16 protein-coding genes are annotated in these 18,624 nt (G+C 70.5%); 2 read left to right on the forward strand and 14 right to left on the reverse strand.

Annotation, left to right across the window (positions count from 1 at the left end; genetic code table 11):
* Positions 1–165: 165 nt before the first annotated feature.
* The 10 genes from OOZ19_RS21065 to OOZ19_RS21110 form a co-directional block, all read right to left on the reverse strand.
* Complete coding sequence (locus tag OOZ19_RS21065) at positions 166–543, reverse strand: MerR family transcriptional regulator (protein ID WP_266091866.1); 378 nt, start codon at positions 541–543, stop codon at positions 166–168.
* Positions 544–670: 127 nt separating this feature from the next.
* Positions 671–1,669: an aldo/keto reductase gene (locus OOZ19_RS21070; protein WP_266091867.1), complete on the reverse strand. Its 999-nt coding sequence runs from the start codon at positions 1,667–1,669 to the stop codon at positions 671–673.
* 168 nt (positions 1,670–1,837) lie between these two features.
* Positions 1,838–2,743: a bifunctional methylenetetrahydrofolate dehydrogenase/methenyltetrahydrofolate cyclohydrolase gene (locus tag OOZ19_RS21075; RefSeq protein ID WP_266091868.1), complete on the reverse strand. Its 906-nt coding sequence runs from the start codon at positions 2,741–2,743 to the stop codon at positions 1,838–1,840.
* 192 nt (positions 2,744–2,935) lie between these two features.
* Complete coding sequence (locus OOZ19_RS21080) at positions 2,936–3,091, reverse strand: hypothetical protein (protein WP_266091869.1); 156 nt, start codon at positions 3,089–3,091, stop codon at positions 2,936–2,938.
* Positions 3,092–3,216: 125 nt separating this feature from the next.
* Positions 3,217–4,866 (reverse strand): chaperonin GroEL, encoded by a 1,650-nt coding sequence (groL, locus tag OOZ19_RS21085; RefSeq protein ID WP_266091870.1) that lies wholly within the window; start codon positions 4,864–4,866, stop codon positions 3,217–3,219.
* Positions 4,867–4,926: 60 nt separating this feature from the next.
* Positions 4,927–5,370, reverse strand: a complete 444-nt coding sequence (locus tag OOZ19_RS21090; protein ID WP_266091871.1) for a hypothetical protein — start codon at positions 5,368–5,370, stop codon at positions 4,927–4,929.
* A 65-nt stretch (positions 5,371–5,435) separates the two neighbouring features.
* Entirely contained in the window at positions 5,436–5,762 is a 327-nt protein-coding gene (mimD, locus tag OOZ19_RS21095; protein ID WP_416309475.1) for a propane 2-monooxygenase effector subunit MimD, read from the reverse strand.
* A gap of 5 nt (positions 5,763–5,767) precedes the next feature.
* Positions 5,768–6,877 carry an aromatic/alkene monooxygenase hydroxylase subunit beta gene (locus OOZ19_RS21100; RefSeq protein WP_266091872.1) on the reverse strand — a complete coding sequence of 370 codons (1,110 nt, stop codon included), beginning with the start codon at positions 6,875–6,877 and terminating at the stop codon, positions 5,768–5,770.
* Positions 6,878–6,955: 78 nt separating this feature from the next.
* Positions 6,956–7,987, reverse strand: coding sequence for an FAD-binding oxidoreductase (locus OOZ19_RS21105; RefSeq protein WP_266091873.1), 1,032 nt, complete (start codon positions 7,985–7,987; stop codon positions 6,956–6,958).
* Between the two features lie 191 nt (positions 7,988–8,178).
* Positions 8,179–9,813 (reverse strand): ferritin family protein, encoded by a 1,635-nt coding sequence (locus OOZ19_RS21110; protein WP_266091874.1) that lies wholly within the window; start codon positions 9,811–9,813, stop codon positions 8,179–8,181.
* A gap of 243 nt (positions 9,814–10,056) precedes the next feature.
* Here OOZ19_RS21110 and OOZ19_RS21115 point away from each other — a divergent pair, with 243 nt between their 5' ends.
* Entirely contained in the window at positions 10,057–11,898 is a 1,842-nt protein-coding gene (locus OOZ19_RS21115) for a sigma-54-dependent Fis family transcriptional regulator (RefSeq protein ID WP_266091875.1), read from the forward strand.
* A gap of 114 nt (positions 11,899–12,012) precedes the next feature.
* Positions 12,013–12,288, forward strand: coding sequence for a hypothetical protein (locus tag OOZ19_RS21120; RefSeq protein WP_266091876.1), 276 nt, complete (start codon positions 12,013–12,015; stop codon positions 12,286–12,288).
* 112 nt (positions 12,289–12,400) lie between these two features.
* Here the strand turns inward: OOZ19_RS21120 and OOZ19_RS21125 are convergent, their stop codons facing one another.
* The 4 genes from OOZ19_RS21125 to OOZ19_RS21140 form a co-directional block, all read right to left on the reverse strand.
* Positions 12,401–12,880 carry a pyridoxamine 5'-phosphate oxidase family protein gene (locus tag OOZ19_RS21125; protein WP_266091877.1) on the reverse strand — a complete coding sequence of 160 codons (480 nt, stop codon included), beginning with the start codon at positions 12,878–12,880 and terminating at the stop codon, positions 12,401–12,403.
* A 187-nt stretch (positions 12,881–13,067) separates the two neighbouring features.
* Entirely contained in the window at positions 13,068–13,772 is a 705-nt protein-coding gene (locus tag OOZ19_RS21130) for a dienelactone hydrolase family protein (protein WP_266091878.1), read from the reverse strand.
* A 145-nt stretch (positions 13,773–13,917) separates the two neighbouring features.
* Positions 13,918–15,858 (reverse strand): YhgE/Pip domain-containing protein, encoded by a 1,941-nt coding sequence (locus OOZ19_RS21135; RefSeq protein WP_266091879.1) that lies wholly within the window; start codon positions 15,856–15,858, stop codon positions 13,918–13,920.
* A gap of 20 nt (positions 15,859–15,878) precedes the next feature.
* Complete coding sequence (locus tag OOZ19_RS21140; protein ID WP_266091880.1) at positions 15,879–18,608, reverse strand: MMPL family transporter; 2,730 nt, start codon at positions 18,606–18,608, stop codon at positions 15,879–15,881.
* Positions 18,609–18,624 lie beyond the last annotated feature (16 nt).

Consider the following 18,624-nt stretch of genomic DNA (forward strand, 5'->3'; position numbering starts at 1 on the left):
AGTGGTCACCCGGCGGCGATCGGGCGGGCACGAGCGCGCGCCACGACGGCGGGCCGCACCCGCGCAGGGTCACGGCGGCGGTGGCGCGACCGCGAGGAACTCTAACCTAACGTAAGGGTAGATTTGCCCTGAGTGGGACGGACGTCACCGCGCCTCCGGCGGCGATCAGGCTCCCGGCAGCCGCGATTCGAGGGTGGCGGCGAAGTCCTCGGCGAGCTCCAGCTGCCTGCGCAGCTTCTCGCAGCGCCGGTCGGCGAGCTCCCGGAACTCCGCGAGGCGGCGATCCTGCTCGCCCGTGCCGTCGCCGCGCTCCTTCGCATCGAGGATGCCCAGCAGCTCCCGCATCTCGTCGAGCTGGAAGCCCAGCGGTTTCATCCGCATGATGACCTCCAGCCGCCGCACGTCGGCCTCCCGGTACAACCGGAATCCGCCCTGCGTGCGCGCGCTCGGCACCGCGAGGTCGACCTCCTCGTAGTACCGGATGGTCCGCAGCGACAGCCCGGTGCGCTCGGCCACCTCACCGATCTGCATGTGCGTGGTCACAGCATTCCCCTCCGCGGACCGTCCCGTGACCGACGATTCTCCCCGGCGGTCCGCCCGCGGCGCGCACCCGGTGGCCGCCGCGCACGACGACCGCCGGGTCCGCGTCAAGAATCCGCAGGGCCGCCCGTCACCGGCTGAGGCTGCCGCGCAGGTTCGCGCTGTAGCGCTCCCCGGCCGTCGAGCCGGGCGGGAACGTCTCGGACAGTTCCGCGACCAGCTCCGCGGGCAGCTCCAGCCGGGCCGCCTCCAGGTTCGCGTCCAGGTTGGCCGCGCGCCGAGTACCGGGAATCGGCACGACGTCCTCGCCCTGGGCCAGCAACCAGCCCAGCGCGAGCGCGGCCGGCGTGGTGCCCAGCTCGTCCGCCCGCGCCCGCAGCCGGTCGACGCGGGTCAGGTTGTGCTCCAGCGCCTCCTCGGAGAACCGGGGGTACCGCGCCTGCCTGCCCGCCAGGTTCTCCACGTCCGAGGCGCTGCGGATCGAGCCGCCGAGCACGCCGCGCCCCAGCGGCGAATAGGCCACCACGCCCACCCCTAGCTCCCTGGCGACGGGCAGCAGCTCCGCCTCCAGATCGCGGGTGAACAGCGAGTACTCCTCTTGCGTCACCGCGATCGGATGCACCGCGTGCGCCCGCCGCAGGGTTTCGGCCGACACCTCGGACAGCCCGATGTAGCGCGCCTTGCCCTGCTCGACGACCTCCGCGAGCGCGCCCACGCTGTCCTCGATCGGCGTGGACGGATCGACCCGGTGCAGGTAGTACACGTCGACGTGATCGGTGCCGAGCCGCCTCAAGCTGGAGTCGATGGCCTCCCGGATCCGCTCCGGGCGGCCCAGGCCTTCCCCGCCGCCGCCACCGGTCTTGGTCGCCAGCACCACCCGCTCCCGCAGGCCGCCGGAGAGCGCCCCGCCGAGCAGCATCTCGTTGTGCCCGTTGCCGTACACGTCGGCGGTGTCGATGAGATCGATGCCCGCCTCGACGAGGTGCCCGATCAGCTCCCGCGACTCGCCGTCATCGGCTTCGCCGTACACCCCGGACAGCCCCATCGCGCCGTAACCGAGCGCGCTCACCGCGGGACCGCGGTCCCCGAGGCGGTGCCGCGGGACGTCCTCTCGCCGAACCAACGCCATCAGCCCATGACCTTCCTCGTCGCCGTGGCCCGCACTCCGCGGCGGACCCCCGCCCGCAACAACGACCGACTCCTCGCCGTGCTTCCCGACCGCGGGAAGTTCCCGCACTCCGGGACGGTCGAGCGGTGGTCTGCGCGCGAGCACGCCGCCGCCGCGGGAACCCCCGGGTCAGCTGTGCCAGTTGCGGTAGAGGCGGACGGCGTTGCGCAGGGCCATCGTCACGGTCATCGGGCCGATGCGCGGGACGAACACCCCGGCGGCGTCCACGACGTCGTCGTCGTAGTTCTTCAGCGTGGAGAAGTTGATGCAGGTCGCGCCCGGCTTGATCTCGGCGGCGCGCACCAGCGGGAACTCCCGCGAGGGCACACCGGTGACGACCACGTCGGCCTCGGCCAGCGCGGTCGCGCGGTCCACGGAGGTGGGCCGCACCTCGTAGGAGCCCTTCTCCTGCGAAGGCACGTAGGCCAGCGGGCCGTCGACGTCGAAGGACGTCACCTCGGCACCGTCGTTGGCCATCATCGCCGCCAGCGGTTGGCCGACGATCTCGCTGCGGTTGAACACGCACGCCTTCAGCCCGGCCAGCGGCTCGGCGGCACCGCGCTCGCCGACCTCGGCCTGCTCGATGAGCTTCAGCACCGCCAGCGGCGTGCACGGCAGCACGGCGCGCTTGGTGTGCTCGGCGTCGATGTAGCGGCGGTTCTCGTAGAGGCAGCGGCTCCAGAACGAGTGCAGGCCTTCGACGTCCTTGCGCGGGTCGACGAGTTCCCGCAGCCAGCGGTCCTGCGCGAGCCCCATGATCGGGTAGTACAGGAAGATCCCGTGCACGCTCGGGTCGCTGCCCGCCTCGTGCACGGCGCGCTCGACCTCACCTGCGGGCAGCACCCGCTGGTCGAAGCGGATCCCGACCTTCTCGCAGCCGCGCCGGGTGTACTCGGCGTAGGTCTGGGTGGGGCCGTCGCCTTCGACGCGGAAGCCGGTCAGCGTCAGCGGTTCCGGCAGCGCGGCCACCTCGGCGCGGATCTCCGCGCGGAAGTCGTCGGCGAGGGCACTGGGATCGAGCAGTCGAGCGGGCACGGGTAGTTCTCTAGCACAGCGGCCGACCTCCGTCGACGCCGCCCCGCACCGGCGCGTGCCACCTCGCGACGCTCTGACCAGCCGATCAGCTGTTGCGAGACCGTCGCGTTTCACTATTGCCGAGGTCGGGTGTGGCCGATGTCAACCACGTCGGCACCCACCAGGCCCCGATCGTGGAACGGCCTCGGGCGCTCACGCGGCAGGACGGTCCGGTCCGGCGGGCGCCGCGTTCCGGTCACCTCGCGGGCCCGTCGGCACCACTCCGCCCCGGCGTTCCACGAACTCGACGTGGACGCGCTGGTGCTCCGGTTCCAGCCGTTCGACTCCGAACAGCGCCGCTTCGCCCACGAGGTCATCCCCCGCTACCGCGCACCGGCCGGGGAGGCCGAGACGCTCCCCGGCCCCGTGGGATCCCGTTCGCCGCGACCCGCGCGGGATCCCACGGGTTCCGCCGGCGTGCGGCGGTCCGGGGGTCAGGCGATGTTCGACGGGCGGACCAGGCCCTCGGCGAGGTCGCCGAACTCCGGTGCGGGGATCGCACCCGGGTTCTGCGCGATCTCCTCCACCAGCAGGGTTTCCGTGGTCAGCAGCAGCGAGGCGATGGAGGCGGCGCTCTCCAACGCCGACCGCGTCACCTTGAACGGGTCGATCACGCCGAAGGCGAACATGTCGCCGTACTCACCGGTGAGCGCGTTGAAGCCGTGGCCCGCGGGCAGCTCGGCCACCTTCTCCAGCACCTCGTCGGCCGGGTGGCCCGCGTTGATCGCGATCCAGCGCAGCGGCTCGGCCAGGGAACGGCGCACGATCTCCCGCCCCACCGCCGCGTCGCCGGTCAGCGAGCTCGGCCCGAGCGTGGCCGCGGCCCGCACCAGCGCCGCTCCCCCACCGGCCAGCAGACCTTCCTCGATCGCCGCTCGCGTCGCGGACACCGCGTCCTCCACGCGGTGCTGCTTCTCCTTGAGCTCGACGGCGGTGGCCGCCCCCACCCGCAGCACCGCGACGCTGCCGGACAGGTGCGCGATGCGGTCCTGCAACGTGTCCCGGTCGTGGTCGTTCTCGGCGCGGGCGAACTCGCGCTTGAGCTGGTCCACGCGGGCCGCGATGTCCTCGCCGCGCCCGGCGCCGCCGACGATGGTGGTGCTGTCCGCGGTCACCGTGACCTTCTCGCAGCTGCCCAGGTGGTCCAGCTGCACCGACTCCAGGCTCAGCCCGGCGTCACCGGTGATCACCCGGCCGCCGGAGAGCGCGGCGATGTCGCCGAGCCGCGCGAGCCGCCGGTGCCCGAAGCCCGGCGAGCGCACCGCCACCGAGCGGAACGTGCCGTGCACGTTGTTGGTGACCAGCATGCCCAGCGGCGGCCCCTGCACGTCCTCGGCGAGGATCAGCAGCGGCCGACCGGTCCGGGTGACCTGCTCCAGCACCGGCATCAGCGTCTGCACCTGGCTGATCTTCTCGTTGGTGAGCAGGATCAGCGGGTTCTCGAAGACCGTCTCCATCCGCTGCTCATCGGTGACCATGTACGGCGAGAGGTAGCCGTGGTCGAACTCCAAGCCGTCCACGAAGTCCACGTCGATGCCGACGGTCGGCGACTCCTCGACGGTGACGACGCCGGTGGTGCCCACCCGGTCCATGGCCACGGCGATGAGCTCGCCGATCTCCGGGTCGTTGTTCGCCGACAACGACGCCACCTGGGCCAGGTCCTGCTTGCCGCACACCTGCCGCGCCCCGGCGCGCAACGAGGCGACCACCTCCGCCGCCGCCTGCTGGATCCCCTGCTTGAGCAACATCGGGTTGGCGCCCTCGTCGACCGCGAGCAGTCCTTCGCGGACCAGCGCCTGGGCGAGCACCGTCGCCGTGGTCGTGCCGTCCCCGGCGACGCCGTTGGTCTTGTCCGCGACCTCCTTCGCGAGCTGGGCGCCCATGTTCGCGAACGGGTCGCGCAGCTGGATCTCACGGGCGATCGTCACACCGTCGTTGGTGATCGTGGGCGGACCGGTGAGCTTCTCGATCACCGCGTTGCGCCCTTTGGGGCCGAGCGTGACCTTGACCGCGTCGGCCAGCGCGTTCACCCCCGATTCCAGCAACGCCCTGGCCTGCCGGTCGAACCGAAGTTCCTTCGCCATCGTGGACTCCTTCGCGCTCCGGGACTGTGTTCTGCTTCGCTTCGAAGGTGCTGCGCCGGTTCAGACCGCTTGCAGCGTTCCGTCCGATGTGGACTGCTCGGCGGGTTCGATCTCGGCGCGGATCAGCACTCGGACGGCGTCCTGCTCCGCTCCCCGCTCGATCTGCCAACCGCGTTCCCGCCAGTCGGCCAAGCCTCGATCGGCGCAGCGCTCGTGACCGGGCTGCGCCGTGTCCGCAGCCGGGATCGAGGTGTCCAGCCGCACCGCGTGCAGCGCCGGGATCGCGGCCATCGCCCGCTGCGCCGCGAGCAGGAAACCGCCGTCGCCCTCGCACCGGATCGACGCGGGCAGCCGCAGCAGGACCCGCACCTGCCTGCCATCGGTGGAGACCGCGGTGACGAACCCCCGCACCCCCAGTGCGAGCCTGCCCTCGCGAGGGCAGACCTGTTGCAACGACCGCCAGATCTCGGTCAGCACGCGGCTGCGGAATTCGGGATCGGACATGGCATTCCCCTGTTCCTCCGAGCGCGGGCGCGGCGCCCGTGGGCGCCCGCGCCCGCCACGATCGGTCAGCTCACCGGTGTCAGGTCGAAATCGATGTACTCGGCGGCGTCCTCCGGGTTCGCGAACAGCACCGTGCGGTCGTCGAGGTGCACCATGCGCCCGTAGTGGGTGGACATGATCTCCTCGAAGTCCGACTGGTCGAACTCGAAACCGATCTCGTCGGCGATCTCCTCGAACTCGAAGATCAAGGTGCCGTGCGCGTCGACGCGGATCATGGAAGGCAGGTGGTCGACCCGCACGCCCTCCTTGCGGGCCATGATCTCGGCGACGATGTGGCCGTTCTGGTTGTTCATCAGCGTCACGCCGCACATGTTTGAAGCGGTCACACCCATGACGTTCACCCCTTCTGTTCGGTGAGTCCGAGATCGCCGAGCACCGCGGCGAATCCCTCTTCGGCGGCGGCGAAGGAGTCGGCGAACGTGATGACCTTCTCCTGCGGCTGGGACCAGATCGGCTGCAGCTCGTGCGCGGCGGCCCGGCACATCGGCGCCCACCGCCGGACCCAGCCCTGCATGACCTGCCGGTTCACGTCCCCGAATCCGGCGTCCTCGGCCAGCATCCGGAACAGCGCGCCGCTGTAGCCGAGGTCCCGCTCGTGGTCGTTCTCTCCGGTGCCGACCAGCGACGGCGTCACGTAGTCGCTGTTGCGCGCGGCGATCTGCATCACCAGGTGGCTGCGGAACAGCACTCCCACCAGCGACTCGAACACGACGTTGGCCGCGAACACCGCCTCGGCCCAGTCGCCGATCGCGGTGAGGTTCTCGACGACCTCCCGCACCGGCTGCCACGCCGGGTCCTCCTGCCACACCCCGCGATGCGCCGATCCGTCGAACTCCAAGCCGGATTCGGCCAAGTCCAAGTTGTAGAGCGCGAGGTCCTGGGCGAACCGCAGCTTGTGCGCGGCGTTCACCGCAATCGCGTTGTTGATCATGTTCGTGGGACCGGAGCGCTGCGCAGCGGTGAACACGTGCAGGCCCAGCCCGTTCTCCACGTGCATCCACGCACCGAGGTGCCGCTCCACGAACCGCGTCCAGCCGCGGGGCCAGCCGCTGTAGGCCCCGGCTTGCTTGGCGTTGGTGAGGTTCTGCTGGATCTGCCGGACCACGTTGGCGTTGTTCCGGTAGATCGTCTGCTCCCACTCCTCGTTGGGATCCCGGAACGTGTGCCAGTCGGTCGACTTCAGCGCCGTCCAGTCCTTCGGATAGCCGCCCTCGCCGTCACCGAAGCCGTAGATCCAGCCCTGCGTGAGGTGGCGTTCCGGGTCGGGCTGCACGTCGAACGTGACGTCCTCGTACATCGTCGCGCGCATCTTGCGGGGGCTGAAGTAGTTGTAGGCGCGGGAACCCGAGCTGGGGAACTCCAGCGCGCCCGCCTCGGCGTCGGTGAACTCCGGTTTGGGGAAGCTGCGGGTCCGGCTCTCGGATGCCGGCGTTTCCTGCGTCGTCATGGCCGTCCTCCTTGCTGCTGGCGGATGTTGCGGGCTCGCTCACGGATGTTGCGGGCCGGCTCGCGGATGTTCCGCACCTCAGCCGGCTTCGGCGGAGACGGTGAACTTGTCGTAGAAGATCTGTTCCTGCGGTACGGAGCGCTCCTCCAGCACCGCCAACCCCGCGTCGATCATCGGAGGCGGGCCGCAGAGGTAGATGTCGCAGTCGGCCAGCGAAGCCTCGCGTTCGGCCGCGACGGCGGTGACCATGCCGCGCGCACCGGACCACTCCGCGTCCGAGAGCACCGGCACGAAGCTGAACCCGGGGATCCGGCCGCCCAGCTCGGCGATCTCGTCGAGCAGGAACAGATCGCGTTCGGTGCGCGCGCCGTAGTAGAAGACCACCTCGCGGTCGAAGTCGTCCTTGGCCGCGATCTGGCGCAGCAGCGACAAGATCGGCGCCATGCCCGCACCACCGGCCAGCAGCACGATCCTGCGGTCCGTGGAGACGCGCAGGGTGAACGTGCCGTAGGGACCGGTGATCGACAACGGCACGCCGGGACGCAGCTCGTCCTCCAGCAGCCCGGAGAACCTGCCGCCCGGATAGCGCTTGATGATGAACTCCAGCTCACTGCCACCGACGCGCGGCAGGTTCGCCATCGAGAACGACCGGTGCTCCTCGCTGCCGGGAACGGTCACGTCGACGTACTGGCCGGGGTGGAACTTGAACTCGTCGTCACCGGTGACCGCGAGCCGCAGCAGGCTGATGTCGTGGGTCAGCTCTTCGACGGCCGCGACCTCGGTGTCCACGGTGACGACGGGCAACCCGGCGCGGATCATGTCCTCGTCGTAGTTGAGCAGTTCGACGTCCAGATCGCTGTAGGCGTGCGAGCGGCACAGCAGGACATAACCCTCGTCGCTCTCGTAATCGGCCAAGGCGAACGTCGAATAGCGACCCATCTGCACGTCGCCGTCCAGCAGGAACGACTTGCACGCCGAGCACTGCCCTTCCTTGCACCCGTGCATCAACATGACGCCCTGCCGGAACGCGGCGTCCAGCACGGTCTCGCCTTCGTCGGCCTCGATCTCGATGTCCACCGGTTCGAACCGGATCCGATGCGCATCGCCCATGACGCTCTCCTTTCGCCCACAGGCTGGTATCGGGCAGCGGCGCCCAGGCCCCACTCGACGCCACTGCCCGAGTTGAAGAGTCCGTTCGGAGTGGTTCGCCCGGCGGTGCCGGAGGCGCTGAGGCAGGCCCGCCGGCTTCGCCGTTGACGCGCACTGCCGCGACCCACCCCGAGCGGACCGCTGATGACCGCTCAGAAGGACACGTTCGGATTCGCCCGGTATTCGGCGACGTGGCGTTCGCGCTCCGCGTCGGTCATCTCGTTCAGCGAGATGTTCGGGCTGCTGAACTTGATCCCCCGGATGTCGTCCAAGGTCCACAGCTTCTTCGGATCGTCCAGGTCCAGATGCGGTTGCGGCACCAGGGTCTTGCCGTCGTCGCGCACGTAGTCCAGGTCGGTGAGCACGTTCGCCAGGTCCCAGCCGTGGTAGAGCGTCTCCCACTCGCGCTTCCCGGTCAGCCGCCCCATGTTCGGCGTCTCCCGGCCTTCGTAGGTCGAGCGGAAGGCCACGGTGTCGGTCCAGTGGCAGGGCTCCGAGCAGTAGGTGCGCCACTGGCCGTCGACCTTGTCCACCGCCATGTCCTCGCGGACCAGGCAGGGCACCATGCACGTCCAGCAGCGGTGCGGGTACTCGTAGCCGACGTCCTCGAAGGCGATGGGCTTGTTCCGGCCGGGGTAGCGCAGCCGGTTGTAGTTCTCCCACCACTTGCCGAACTGGTCGTACCAGCCGGGGTACTTGTGCTCGAACCACTCGAAGTCGGCGTCGGTCATCGGGTCGATGCGCCAGAAGTTCACCGGCCAGCCGGTCGCGAAGAACTGCGCCACCCGGTGCACGTAGAAGTCGTCGACGATGCGGCTCCACGACTTCTCCACGAGGTCGTGCGGGATCTCCAGGCCGTACTTCTCCAGCGGTAGCAGGTAGCTGCGGTAGTAGTCGTCGTAGATCCAGCGCCGCCACATCTCCGCGTAGCTGTCCCGATCCTTGCGGCGGTCCTTCGAGCCGTACTCGATGAAGGTGCCGATCGCGGCGTCCACGACGCAGTGGTTGTTCCACCAGGCGTAGCGCAGATCGCGTTCGAGCAGCTTGCGGTTCTGCTCGTCGGCCAGCGCCATCAGCAGGATCGAATAGCCGTTGCTGATGTGCCGGGACTCGTCGGACTGCACCGAGTGGAACACCGTCGGCAGCAGGTAGTCCCCGTTCGCGGCGGCCTCCGACGGCATCGCGACGAACAGCGTGTTGGTGAACGCGGTCTCGGCCACGACGGTGAGGTAGATGTTCGCCGCGGTCACCGCGTCACCGGTGATGAACCCCTCGCCGAACTGCCTGCCGATGGTGCCCGCGTAGCAGTTGGAGAACGCCTTCTCGCTGATGTCGAACCCGGCCGGGTCGATGTAGTGGTTCATGTAGAGGCGCTTGAGGTTCATCTGGATCGTCGAGTGCCGAACCTCGTCGATCATCTGCACGGCGAGGCCGTTGTGGATCTGCGGATTGGGCACGGCGTCGATCGCCATCGGCATCGCGCGGGCCGCGGAGATCTCCGGGAACGGGATGATCGACAGGAACAGCTTCTGCCACTCCATCCAGCGCTCCTGCACCTGCCGGAACATGTTGCCGCGGATCGCGCCGTCCATCGCGCCGTAGACCCGGTTGTCCTTCTCCTCCTCCATCGGGAAGTAGGACCGGAGGATCTGCTTGAGCGGGTCCTTCTTCGGCGACTTGTCGAAGCGGTAATCGGTGCCGAACCGGGTGGCCGGAGTGGCGAACGTCGGCTCCCAGGACAACTCGGTGATCTTCTTGTGGGCCTTGCTCAGGCTTTGTCGGCTCACGTCGCGCCTCCTGCGTCGTCGTACTCCCGGAGAGTCGTCGCGGGGCCGGGATGAGTAGCATCACATCGCACCGGCGAGCGTCCGTTCATCTCAATATGAGACAATCCCGCGGCACTTCCACCGGATACGATGACCGTCACGCAACGTCGCGCAGCCCTCACCGACCGGACGCGTTCCCGGCGGTTCGAGGAACGGGTCCGCCCCGGTCAGCGGCGTCGAGACCGCCGTAGTCCGGGAGGTGCCATGACCGTCCGCCGTCGAGGCCCGTCGCAGTCCGAAGATCCCCGCCGATCCGCTACCACCCCGGAACCCCCGCCCGGCCCGGCCCGGCGGCACTTCCTCGGCGACGCACCGGTCGAGTCGGCGGCGGTGCGCGGTCCGATCCTGGCGTCGTGGCGGCGCTCCAGCGACTACCGCGTCGACAGCGAAGCGTTGAACGCGCCGTACGTGGACGACCTCGACTTCCAGGGCGTGCTGGTGCGCGCCGCTTCCCCCGTGCTGGACCACTTGCACGACGAACTGCCCGACCAGCCGGTGAGCGTGGTGCTCACCGATCACCGGGGCTACGTGCTGGACCGCCGCACCGGGCGCCCCGAGCTGCGGGACCACTTGGACCGGGTGTGCTTGGCGCCCGGTTTCGGCTACGCCGAGCGGTTCGTCGGCACCAATGGGATCGGCACGACGCTGGAGTCCGGGCAGGCGACGTTCGTCTACGAGCAGGAGCACTTCACCGGGCCGCTGATCGACCTGGCCTGCGCCGGGGTGCCGATCCACGACCCGATCACCGGAGAACTCGCCGGCGTCCTCGACGTCACGTGCTTCGCGCCCGACGCGGGACCGATGCTCAAGGCCGTCGCCGTCGGTGCGGCGCGCGGGATCCAGGAGAGGCTGCTCAACCACAGCAGCGCGAACGACATCACCCTGATGCAGGAGTACCTGCACGCCTCCCACCGCTCCCGCGATCCGATCATCGCGCTCAACGCCGACGTGCTGATGCTCAACCGCAAGGCCCAGCAGGTGCTCGGCGCGCAGGACCAGGTGCGGTTGCTGGAACACCTGCGGGACTCGCCCCGGCAACGTCCGATGTCGGGTGAACTGGACCTGCCCAGCGGGGCGCGCTGCCGCGTCTACGCCCGGCAGGTCCCCGGCCGCGAGCCGGGCACCATCGCGCGCATCCACCTGCTCGCCCCCGCCGTTGAACCGGTCATCTCCTCGGCACCCACCGGACCGCTGCCGGGCATCGTCGGTTCGGAACCGCTGTGGCGGCACTGTTGTCGCGCGGTGGAAGGACACCGCGGCCGGAACGCGTGGATCTCCTTGGAAGGCGAGCCCGGCACCGGGAAGAGCTCGCTGGTGCGCGCGGTCTGCCGGGCGAACCGGCCGGATCGGCACGTCCGGATCGTCGACGCCGACGAGGTGGGCATCGAGCGCGGCTGGTGGGAGCGGACGCGTTCGGAACTGCTGGAACGGCAGGGGCCGCTGGTGCTGCGCGCCGTGCACCGGCTGAGCGCGTCGAAGCTGACCGAACTCACCTGCCTGCTCGACGAGGTGAAGACCGCCAACCCGGCGCTGTGGGTCGCCGCCACGGTCGATCCCGGCGTCGTCCCCGGGCCTGCGCTGCACGCGCTGCGGGCGCTGTTCCCCCAGTCGGTGCAGGTGCCGCCGCTGCGCCACCGCATCGACGACCTGGAGGCGATCGCGAACCACCTGCTTCGGCAGCTCACCAAACGCCCGGAGTCGACCTTCTCGCCGGAAGCGCTGCACCTGCTCAAGCGGCGGCATTGGCCGGGAAACATCACCGAACTGCGCGAGGTCGTCCGGGAGGTGACAGGCCGGACCCGATCCGCCACGATCACCGCCGCCGACCTGCCACCGCAGTGCACGAGCCAGAGCAGGCGCGTGCTCACCCCGATCGAGTCCATGGAGCGCGACGCGATCGTCACCAGCCTCGACGAGGCGGGGGGCAACCGGGCGCGGGCGGCCCGGAACCTGGGCATCTCCCGCGCCACGATCTACCGCAAGATCACCGATTACGACATCGGCGATCGGGCGTCGAGCGGCCCGTCCCTCCGCCGCAAGTCCTGAGCGCGCGCTCGCAGCGAGCCGCGAAGATCACCACTCGATTCAGCGATGCAGCGCCGGAGCGAACCGGTCGATGATCTTGAGCGCGACCGATCGGAGCGAAAGGTGTGACGGCACGTGCCATTCCGCAAGACCAATCCACTGTGGACGATAGCGGCGGCGGCAGCGGCGCTGCCGTTGTCCACCGCGAGCGCCGGAGCGGCCCCGCTGGTCGACGTGCACGACGTCCAGGGCGTCGACCTCGGACCGGCCGAGGACGGCATCGCCCGCGACGTCGCGCGGGACCTGGCGAAGGACGTCGCACGCGACCTGGCACGGGACGCCGCGAAGGACCTCGGCCGGGACCGCGAACCGATCCGCCGGACGATCGACGAGATCACCGACCGCCTCTGACGACTCGTCCGGCGACAGCGGGCGATCCCCGAGCGAACCACCCCTGATCTCCCGTGGGACCGGATCGCGTGCCCCTTTCCGGTCCCACGGGTTCCCGCCGCCTCCGGGCGGCTCAGGCCTGCGGCGCCGCCATCTTGCGGAAGTCCCAGCTGGCGATCTTCGTCGGGGTGATGCGCAGCCAGCCGTGGCGGCCGTCGTGGAAGACCTCGTCACCACCCATGTACTTGCGGGCGAACAGCAGCTCGATGGCGGTGAGCGCGTCATTCGGCTCGCCCGTGCGCGGGAGCTCCCCGACGACCTCGACGGTGCCGGTGATCTCGACGCCGCGCAGCTCCTGGAACTCGACGCCCGCGTCCACCACGACGCTGATGCGCGGATCCCGCATCAGGTCCGCCCACCGCTTGCTGCGGGTGATCGAGTAGAGCCACAGCGCGTCGCCGTCCCACCCGAACCACAGCGGCGTGGCGTGCGGCCCGTCCGGGCCGATCGTCGCCACCCGGCAGGTGCGCTCTTCCGCGAGGAAGGCGTCGACCTCCTCGCCGGTCATGGCGATCCGGCGCCCGCGCTTCTGCGGCTTGAGCTCCTCGGTCATCGCGCACTCCCCGTCCTCGATAGTTCTTCGTCCACGGCGAAACGACCGCACCACCATCGGAGTGATGCCGTCAAGATCGGTCGGGTGGTCCTTCCAGCGCGGTCTTCGACCCGTGCCTCGTCAGCGAGCGCGCCGCCGAGGTCACGCCACCCGCCCCACCGCGCAGGCCACTCCGAACGGCCCCGGATCACCGCAGGTGTTCGGCGAAGAACGTCGTCACTCGCCGCCAGGCGTCTTCTGCGGATTCCTCGTGGTGGCCGAAGCCCGCCACCCGCAGCAGCGGCTTGAACGGGCCGACCTTGAGGTGGTTCGCGAAGCTGTGCCCCGCGTCCGGGTATTCCTTGACGTCGTGCGGCACTCCCAGTTCGGTCAGGTGCGACTCCAGCTGCGCGGCGGCGCCCTTGAGCGTGGCGTCCTTCGCGCCGAAGCTCGCGACGACCGGGCACGCGCCGTCGAGCACCGCTTTGTCGGCGGGCACCTGGCCGTAGTACGGCGCGGACGCCTGGAATCCGCGCGGGGCGGCCAGCAGCGCGAAGCCGCCTCCCATGCAGAAGCCGACGACGCCGACCGCGCCGGTGCAGTCCTCGCGTTCGGCCAGCAGCCGCCGGGCCGCTTCGATGTCGTCGAACGCTTGGCCGCCGCCCTTGCTGAGCTGGCCGAACACCGTGCGGACGCAGCGGGCGAAGCCGCCGCGCGCGTAGAGGTCGGGCGCCACCGCGAGGAATCCGGCGGCGGCGAACCGGTCGGTGATCGCCTTGCTGTCCTCGGTCATGCCGAACGCGTCGTGCACCACGACCACGCCGGGCCAGGGGGGCTCGCCCGAGATCGAGGGGTAGGGCACCGCCAAGTGGCCCGAGATGTCACCGTCGGACGAAGGGATGGTCGCAGTCACGACCCCGAACCTAGCCCGCATCCGCCTCGATGTCACTCGCCGAAAGGCCCTGCCCGGCGGAGAATTCGGCCGGGCAGGGCCACATCGCACGATCAGTCCACAGTGGATACCGGGGCGGCGGCGACGGACCCCGCCCCGGTTCCGATCACGCCAGTCCTGGACCGCGCCGGGTGAATCCGGACGTCAGCGGCGACAGCTGGGTGGCTCGGACCGTGCGGGTCCGCTCGATCGCCAGGTAGCTGAACACCACCCCGGCCAGCCCCCAGATCACCAGCAGGGCCACCGCTCCACCGCCCGGAGCGACGCCGTCGGTCACCGCGCGCAGCGCGTCCTGCGCCGGGCCCGCGGGGGTCGCCGCCAAGAGCTCGCCGAGCACCGCGGGCACCGCGGTGATGAACCCGGTGGCCAGCAGCAGCAGCGCGACCAGCATCGCGAGGAACCGACCGAAGCCGCCGAGCGCACCGGCGAGCGCCTGGTTGACGGCCGTGAACGCGACCGCCGCCAGCATCGCCAGCCCGGCGCAGCCGAACCACTGGCCGACCGAGAGGTCCTGCGAGGCGCCGACGACCACGGCCACCAGCAGCCCCTGCGCCAGCCCGATCACGGCGGGCAGCCGCAGCTGGCGCAGCGCCAGCGCGAACGACGAGCGCGTCGACTCCAGCGCCCGGCGCGGCACCGCGCGCAGCACCAGGAACGTGGCGATCGCGCCGACCCACAGGGCCAGCACCGCGAACAGGGCCGCCCCGGAGGAACCGAAACCGAGGCTGGTCCCTTCCGCGGTGGTCACCGGGTTCGCCACGGCCTTCGCTAGCTTGTCCCGGTCACCGTCCGGGTAGCTGGGCAGCTGCTCCACTGCCTGGTCCAGCCCGCCCGCGAGCTCGCCCGAGCCGTCGCCGAGCTGGTGGGCTCCGTCGGAGAGCTGGCGCACGCCGCCCGCCAGCTGATCGGCGCCGTCGGCGAGCTGGCCCGCGCCACCGCCGGTCTGCGAGATGCCGTCGGCCAGCTGGCCGACACCGCCGTCGAGCTGCTTGGAGCCGTCGGCGAGCTGATCGATGCCACCGGCGAGCGCGGGCAGCCCGCCACCCGACTCGGGGGTCTGACCGGCGAGCGCGGCGAGACCACCGGAGACACCGGTGCTGGCCTGCTGCACCTGCCCGGCGCCGTCGCTGAGGGCCTGCGCGGTCGCCGCCTGGATGGCGATCTTGGTGCAGATCGGCAGGGTGCCCGGCGGGCATTCCTTGGTCATCTCGCCGAGGCTCTCCGACATGCCCTGCAGGCCGCCGGAGAGCTGCTGCACGCCCTCGGCCTCCTTCGCGGACACGTCGGCGAGCATCGCGGTCTGCTGCGGGAGCTGCGCGGTCTTCTCCTGCAGCTGCCCGATGCCGTCGGACAGGCCCGCCATCCCGGTCTTGAGCTGCAGCGCGCCGTCCTCCAGCGCGCCGATGCCGTCGGCCAGCGCCCGCGACCCGTCGGCGAGCTGGTCGGCACCGCCGGCGAGCTCGTCGGTGCCGCCCGCGAGCTGGCGGGCGCCGTCGGCAAGCGAGGTGGCGCCGTCTGAGGCCTCGCCGAGCTTGTCGCCCAGCGTGTTGAACCCGACGAAGACGTTGTCCAGGTAGGTCGTGGTGAGCTGCCGGCCCAGCAGGTTCGCCGCCGTGGTGGTCACCACTCGGCTGATCGCCTCGTCGGCGAGCTTGCTGCGGCCACCGGTGCTCACGTCGATCGTCGCCTTCTTCGCCTCGGCGGGATCGCCGGAGAAGGAGGTGGCGGCCTTCGAGAAGTTCTCCGGGATCGTCACGACCGCCGCGTAGTCGCCGTCTTCGAGGCCCTCGGCGGCGGTCTGCGGGGTGGCGAACTCCCAGCTGTAGTTGCTCTCGATCTCGCCGCCGACGAGTTTCGCCGACAGCTGGCGCCCCAGCGGGGTGAGCTGGCCGTTGACCTCGATCGGTTCGTCGTTGTTGACGACCGCGGCCTTGGTGTCCTTCAACCGGTCCTCGGGATTGCCCATCGACCAGGTCAGCAGACCGGCGATCACCAGCGGCACCAGCAGCAGGCCGGCCAGCGGTAAGAGCAAGCGGCTTTTCGCCATCGTCAGATTACCTCTGCTTTCTAGCGGATCGCGCCGGAGAGGACACCGGGCATCGCGGCGGAGTCATCGCGCAGTTCGGTGAGGGTGGCGCCACCTGTCGCGGGCAGGACGTCGCGCGCGTCGGACAGGCCGGTGCTGCCCGCGATGACGGTGGGCCTGCTGCCGGTGAGCAGCTCGCGGATCGCCAGCCGCTGCCCCGGATCGGAGATCCGGTCGGTCCGGTCGAGCACCAGGACCTCGGGGTTCTCCCGCAGCGCCGCGCGCACCGCGTCGGCACCGCCGTCACCCGCGTCGACGTAGGAGACCTTGGCCCGGACGGTCGAGGCCCGCGCGGGCAGCACGTACCCGAGGACCTTCAGCCTGCCCTGCTCGGCCTGCAGCCTGCCGGACAACGTCAGCAGCACCGCCGTGATCGCCGACTCGTACCGGCCGCGCACCACGTGCACGCCACCGCGCGGCACCAGGAATCCGACGTCCTGGTAGACCGGCGCGCCGGTGGCCGGGTCGTCGAGGCGCAGGCCTTCGCAGGCGACCGCGTCGTCGGCACCGGGCCGCGGCCAGTCGGCCAGCGCGATCTCCTCGCGCAGGTTCTCACCTTCGACGTCGAAGGCGGGCAGCACGCGGTCGAGCTTGCGCGGCATCCACCACGCCTTGTCCCCGAGCAGCGCCAGCACCGCGGGCACCAGCGTCATGCGGACGATGAACGCGTCGACGAACACGCCGACCGCGAGGCCCATCGCGATGGGCTTCAGGTTCGCGTCGCCGTCGGGCACGAACGCGGCGAACACCGCGAACATGATCACCGCGGCGGCGGTGACGACCTTGCCGGAGGACACGAAGCCGGTGTGGATCGCGGCCTGGGCGTTCTTGGTGTGCACGTACTCCTCGCGCATCCGGGACACCAGGAAGACCTCGTAGTCCATGGCGAGGCCGAACAGGATGCCCATCAGCACGATCGGCATGAAGCTGATCACCGGGCCGGTGCGCGGCACGTTGAGCAGCTCGGCCATCCACCCGTCCTGGAAGACCAGCGTCACGATGCCGAAGGAGGCGCCGATGCTCAGCAGGTAGCCGAGCGTCGCCTTGATCGGCACCGCGATGGAGCGGAACACCATGGTCAGCAGCACCAGCGACAGGCCGACGACGACGATGCCGAACGGCAGCAGCGCCGCGCCGAGCTGGTCGGAGACGTCGATGCCGATGGCGGTGAAGCCGGTGACGGAGATGTTGATGCCGTAGGTGTCGAGGAAGTGCCCGCGCAGCGAGCGGATCTCCTCCACCAGGTTCTTGGTCTGCTCGGAGTCCGGAGCGCCCTCGGGGATGACCTGCACGATGCCGGTGTCGGCGGTCGGGTTCGGCGTCGCCATCGGCACGTCGGCCACGCCGGGCAGCCGCTCGATCTCGGCCTTGAGGTCGGCCATCAGCCCGAGCGGGTCCTCGCTGGTGACGATGTCCCCGGTGACGATCAGCGGACCGTTGAAGCCCTTCGGGAAGTGCTCGGCGGTGAGGTCGTAGGTGACGCGGGCCGGGTCCTCCTTGGCCAGCGCGCCGGCGTCGGGCAGCGCGAGCCGCAGGCCCGCGGCCGGCACCGTCGCGATGCCGAGCACGCCCACCACGACCAGGACGGTGACGATCGGGAACCGGGTCGCCGCGCGCACCCAGCCCGCGAAGAACCGGTCGCCCACCGGGGGTTTGCCCGAGCTCGCGCGGGCGCGCTTGCCCCGCTTGGGCGCCTTGGGCGTGAGCCGCTCACCGGCGAACCCGAGCAGCGCGGGGATCAGCGTCAGCGACACCAGCACGGCGATGCCGACGGCGACCGCCCCGGCCACGCCCATGGTGGTCAGGAACGGGATGCCCGCGACGCCGAGCCCGCCGAGAGCGATCATCACGGTCAGCCCGGCGAAGATCACCGCCGAGCCCGCGGTGGCGGTGGCGCGCGCCGCCGCCTCGTGCGCGGACACGCCGCCCGCGAGTTCCTGCTGGTGGCGGGACACGATGAACAGCGCGTAGTCGATGCCCACGGCGAGGCCGAGCATCAGCGACAGCAGCGGGGTGGTCGCGGTGACCGGCCCGAGCACGGTGGCGATCAGGATCAGGAACGTGGACACGCCCACGCCCAGCAGCGCGTTCAGCAGCGGCATCCCGGCGGCGAGGAACGAACCGAGCGTGATCATCAGGACCACGATCGCGATCACCAGGCCGAGGGCTTCGACGAAGCTGAGGCCGGGGAAGCTCTGCGCGAACAGCGGACCGCCGTGCGAGGCCTGGGAACCTTCCGGCAACCGCTGTTCGAGGTCGGCCGCGATCCCGGCGATGTGGTCCTTGGTCGGCTCGCCGACCTCCATGGTCTGGCCCTCGAGCTGAACCATGATCAGACCGGCTTCGCCGTCCTCGCTGATGCTGCCGCCGAGGTCCTCGTTGTACGGCGAGACGATGGACGCGGCCTCGTCCATGCCCTCGAGCTCGTCGACCGCGCGCTCGACCTCGCGCTGCACCTCGGGGGCGCGCACGCCGTCCGGCGCGACCACGATGATCTGCGCGGAGGCACCGCTGGTCTGCGGGAAGGTCACCGAGAGCCGGTCCAGCGCGTTCTGCGCCTCGGTGCCGGGAATCGTGACGTTGTTGTCCATTCCCTTGAACAGCAGACCGGCCGCGCCGCCGGTGACGACCAGCACTAGCAGCCAGATCGCGAGGACGGTCTTGCGGGCCGCGTACGCCCTGCGCCCTAGTGAGTAGAGGAACGAGGACACGCCACACTCCTGTCGC

It is taken from the genome of Saccharopolyspora sp. NFXS83 (assembly GCF_026241095.1).
Taxonomy (GTDB): Bacteria; Actinomycetota; Actinomycetes; order Mycobacteriales; family Pseudonocardiaceae; genus Saccharopolyspora_C.